This window comes from Acinetobacter sp. YH16052 (assembly GCF_013417155.1).
GTDB lineage: Bacteria > Pseudomonadota > Gammaproteobacteria > Pseudomonadales > Moraxellaceae > Acinetobacter.
Genome location: NZ_VPEO01000079.1, coordinates 1 through 3,199 on the forward strand (window position 1 = coordinate 1; position 3,199 = coordinate 3,199).

The following is a 3,199-nucleotide window of genomic DNA, read 5'->3' on the forward strand; positions in this document are numbered from 1 at the left end:
AGCGGATATTTTTTTAGTACAGCCATATCTGCTCTACGTTCATCAATTTCGTCTTTGCTTGGTATGTATAAAAAGATAGCCAAAATGAACACCATCATCACAGCAACAAACGTGCTGGCAAAAATAATGATAAGTTTTAAGTTGAGCCTGTGTGTAGCTTCGTTTAATGCCTGAATACTGTTGTTTAATGCGCCTGTATGCTTCTTATTTGCGTTTTCTAGCGATTTTTCAGCCTTGTCTAGTATTCCACTAGCGACATGGTTGTAAAACTGCTCTAATCGCTTGTTATCGTCTGCTATGGCTTCTCTATATTCCTTCATGGATGCCAGTAAAATATATAATTGGTCATCTAAATCATTTTGGTTGCTCATAACGACATTCCGCCTCTACTTAGTTTTTGAGATGCCTTGCGGAGTGCTTGCTCGGCTCGTTGTTTATCTAATTCTTGCTGTCGCTTCATTTCCGATTGGCGTTCCAGTTCTAGGCGTTTGGTTTCTTGGTTCTTCTGCCATTGATCAAAACCTTGATCGACACGGCTTAAACCACGCTGTAAAACGCTCTCTTTTTGCTGTTTCTGTTGGTGAAGCTGTTGGCTATTTTGCTGTTTGACGTTGTCATTAAAACGGCTGATTTCAGTGTCTATGCCTTGTCTGCGTAATTGAGTGACTTTGGTGCCTTCATGGATGGTGGCTTGTAGTCCGTTGTTCTGATCGGCATAGCTACGATGGTCTATTTTTTCTCGGTAGCCTGCACGTTCCAATGCTTTATTGGCTAAGTCTGCCCATGTTTCTCGAATTTGCTTAATGTCTTCTTGGGTTGTCCCTATACCAAGGCTTTTTCGTTTGGCGTTGCTGAGTTCAATATCGGTTTTGGTGGTCAGAGTGATTTTATTGTCTGCGTCTAATTCGGCTTTTCGGGTGGTGAGCATGATATGGGCGTGATGGTTTTTATCATTTCCGCCTTTACTCGGTTTATGGATGGCTAAATCTGCGATCACCTCATAGCGATCAACTAAGGACCTGGCAAAGTCTTTTGCTAAGTCCTTACGTTGATCAGCGTCTAATTCATCGGGTAGGGCAATCACCCATTCTCTAGCGGTTCGGGCATCTTTGCGGTTCTCGGTTTTTTCTGCCAAGTTCCAAAGTTCGCCACGGTCAATTTCAATATCTAAATTAGAGATAATTTCAGAATGGGCTACACCGTCTTTTCTCGTAAAGTCATGGGTCAGCCCTGTGCGTTCATCTTCTAGTTTTTCACCTGCGCGATAGGCACTTGATGCAACCGCAGTTCGTCCTGAACTTCGGTTAACCGTTTTAGTGGAACAATGATAGATTGCCATGCAGTCGCCTTGAGATGCTTTTGCTTTTAAAAAATTGCGTAGCAGTTTTTTGGGGTTAAGGGGTATCCCCTTACGCAAACTTTGACTTGGATGAAATCCAAGTCGTAAGTGCGCATTTCATGAAAAACACGATAGCATATAGCCCGCTTGAATTTCAATTCATAGGGTTTTATGCTTGAGTGGTTTTCTATATCCCGAAATTAACCGTTATGACAAAATCTGCTGAAAATATCGAAAAGAAAATTGAAGCCCAATTAGAAAAGTTGAAACAGTTAAAAGCTCAAAAACAGGCTATTGATGCAAGAGAAAAAACCAAGCAAAAGGAACAAGAAAGAAAGGACGATACAAGACGTAAAATTTTGCTCGGTTCTTACTTAATTAAAAAGATGCAATCTAATGAAGCCAATAAAGAAAAAATACTCGCTGAACTCAACGAATATTTAACAGAAAATAGAGATCGACAGCTTTTTGATTTGCCCGACATTGAAGCCTAATTTTTCTTAGCTGTTTGGTTATTCTGTTCGGCTTGATACTCGGGAATGAGCGTGTTTAAAACCTTTTGAATATTGTCTTTGTCCTCTATCTGCAAATGATCCCGATAGTAAATTAAGTCCTGTATTTTGCTTTCCATCTGCATTTTTTCGGTGGGTTTGGCATTTTTGGATAGTCGGGATAATAGGAAGATATAACCGCATATATTTTCCCTCGCAATTTCATAATTTACGATGTCGAGGTATTCAACGGTCACATGCTTTAGATCGGTTGATAGGTTATTTAATTTAATCATGGCTGAAATCCTGATTTTTCTAAAATTGGATAAAGCTCTCTGAATTTTTCAGGCTCTAAAAGCATATCAGCGATACGAATAGCAAATTGTTGGTAGCTTTCTGTACCTTGTGAATATTTCCCCATTTCAGGCATTTCTGACATTTTATTCGCAAATAAATGGCGTTGTGCATCGGTCATTTTTATAAAAAAATCAGGCGTGTTTGGATCTCTTTTTGCTTCAACTTTTGGCTGTTGTTTTTGCTTAAATTTGAAAGAAAAACCTGAAATGATCCGTCCTTTTTTATGCTGTTCATACGTTACAGTAATATCAGTATGCTCATTAATTTGTTTAATTGATGGTTCAAGCACACGCTTTTTAAAGTCACTCATGGCGGTGTATTCACTATCAACAAGACCTAATCTGTTTCTAAACTCACTAAGTTCTAGTTGTGGAACTTTTCCAACTTCACGCCAAGCAATCAGCAATTCATAAAGCCTAGTGGCGTATTTACTGGTTAGGTGAGCAACTTGTTTAGCTTCATATTTTGTAAAGTGTTCTTCCAATCGTGTGATTAAAGGCACTACATCAGGAGCAAAAGTAATTTCTAACAATGCTAGGTCATCTACATAAAATATACGGCTTACCCAGCGAGATCGAACAATGCCGACTTTGCCTGTTTTTTTATATTCGGCTGTATAACTAAATTGACGATTAAACAGATTATTTACAGCTTCTCTCAAAGCTTTATATGACGCATCGGCAGATACATTGAATAGCTTGGCGTAGTCACTAGCATGTATTTCCAGTTTACTATCCGCAGTGATTCCTTGTCCCGATTCTCTAGCATTAATGATAGCTAGCATGATCAAACGTTGTTCCGTTAGCTCTAGGTTGTAACTGGCATTTATTAGAGCATTATCTTTCACGACTAAACTATTTTTCATAAGAAGAACTTATTATTATCTAATTAAAGGACAATGTAATCTAATATCTTTTTAAGGTCAATATTTATAATGTCTTTTAATTAAGAGCAAATGTCCGTTTATACAAGAGCAAATGTCCGTTTATACAAGAGCAAATGTCCGTTTATA

At 38.4% G+C, this 3,199-nt stretch carries 5 protein-coding genes; 1 reads left to right on the forward strand and 4 read right to left on the reverse strand.

Translation table 11 applies throughout. From position 1 onward, the window contains the following. Positions 1-371 (reverse strand): hypothetical protein (locus FTV42_RS15935; RefSeq protein WP_180039186.1); only part of this gene is annotated, 371 nt, incomplete at its 3' end. Continuing rightward, positions 368-1,339 (reverse strand): MobQ family relaxase, encoded by a 972-nt coding sequence (gene mobQ, locus FTV42_RS15940; protein WP_179991714.1) that lies wholly within the window; start codon positions 1,337-1,339, stop codon positions 368-370. The genes FTV42_RS15935 and mobQ, both read right to left, overlap by 4 nt. 209 nt (positions 1,340-1,548) lie before the next feature. On the opposite strand from mobQ, the gene FTV42_RS15945 reads away from it, so the two are divergent. Beyond that, on the forward strand, positions 1,549-1,833 hold the full coding sequence (locus tag FTV42_RS15945) for a hypothetical protein (protein WP_004856445.1): 285 nt from the start codon (positions 1,549-1,551) through the stop codon (positions 1,831-1,833). Here FTV42_RS15945 and FTV42_RS15950 read toward each other — a convergent pair. Both FTV42_RS15950 and repM read right to left on the reverse strand, forming a co-directional pair. Next, positions 1,830-2,126, reverse strand: a complete 297-nt coding sequence (locus tag FTV42_RS15950; protein WP_005265043.1) for a hypothetical protein — start codon at positions 2,124-2,126, stop codon at positions 1,830-1,832. The genes FTV42_RS15945 and FTV42_RS15950 overlap by 4 nt on opposite strands. Further along, positions 2,123-3,052: a replication initiation protein RepM gene (gene repM / locus FTV42_RS15955; RefSeq protein ID WP_004871874.1), complete on the reverse strand. Its 930-nt coding sequence runs from the start codon at positions 3,050-3,052 to the stop codon at positions 2,123-2,125. The genes FTV42_RS15950 and repM overlap by 4 nt, the downstream gene beginning before the upstream one ends. Positions 3,053-3,199: the final 147 nt, after the last annotated feature.

Coding starts and splice junctions, on each gene's coding strand:
- mobQ (WP_179991714.1), bottom strand. CDS start 1,339: ATGGCAATCTATCATTGTTCCACTAAAACGGTTAACCGAAGTTCAGGA.
- FTV42_RS15950 (WP_005265043.1), bottom strand. CDS start 2,126: ATGATTAAATTAAATAACCTATCAACCGATCTAAAGCATGTGACCGTT.
- FTV42_RS15945 (WP_004856445.1), top strand. CDS start 1,549: ATGACAAAATCTGCTGAAAATATCGAAAAGAAAATTGAAGCCCAATTA.
- repM (WP_004871874.1), bottom strand. CDS start 3,052: ATGAAAAATAGTTTAGTCGTGAAAGATAATGCTCTAATAAATGCCAGT.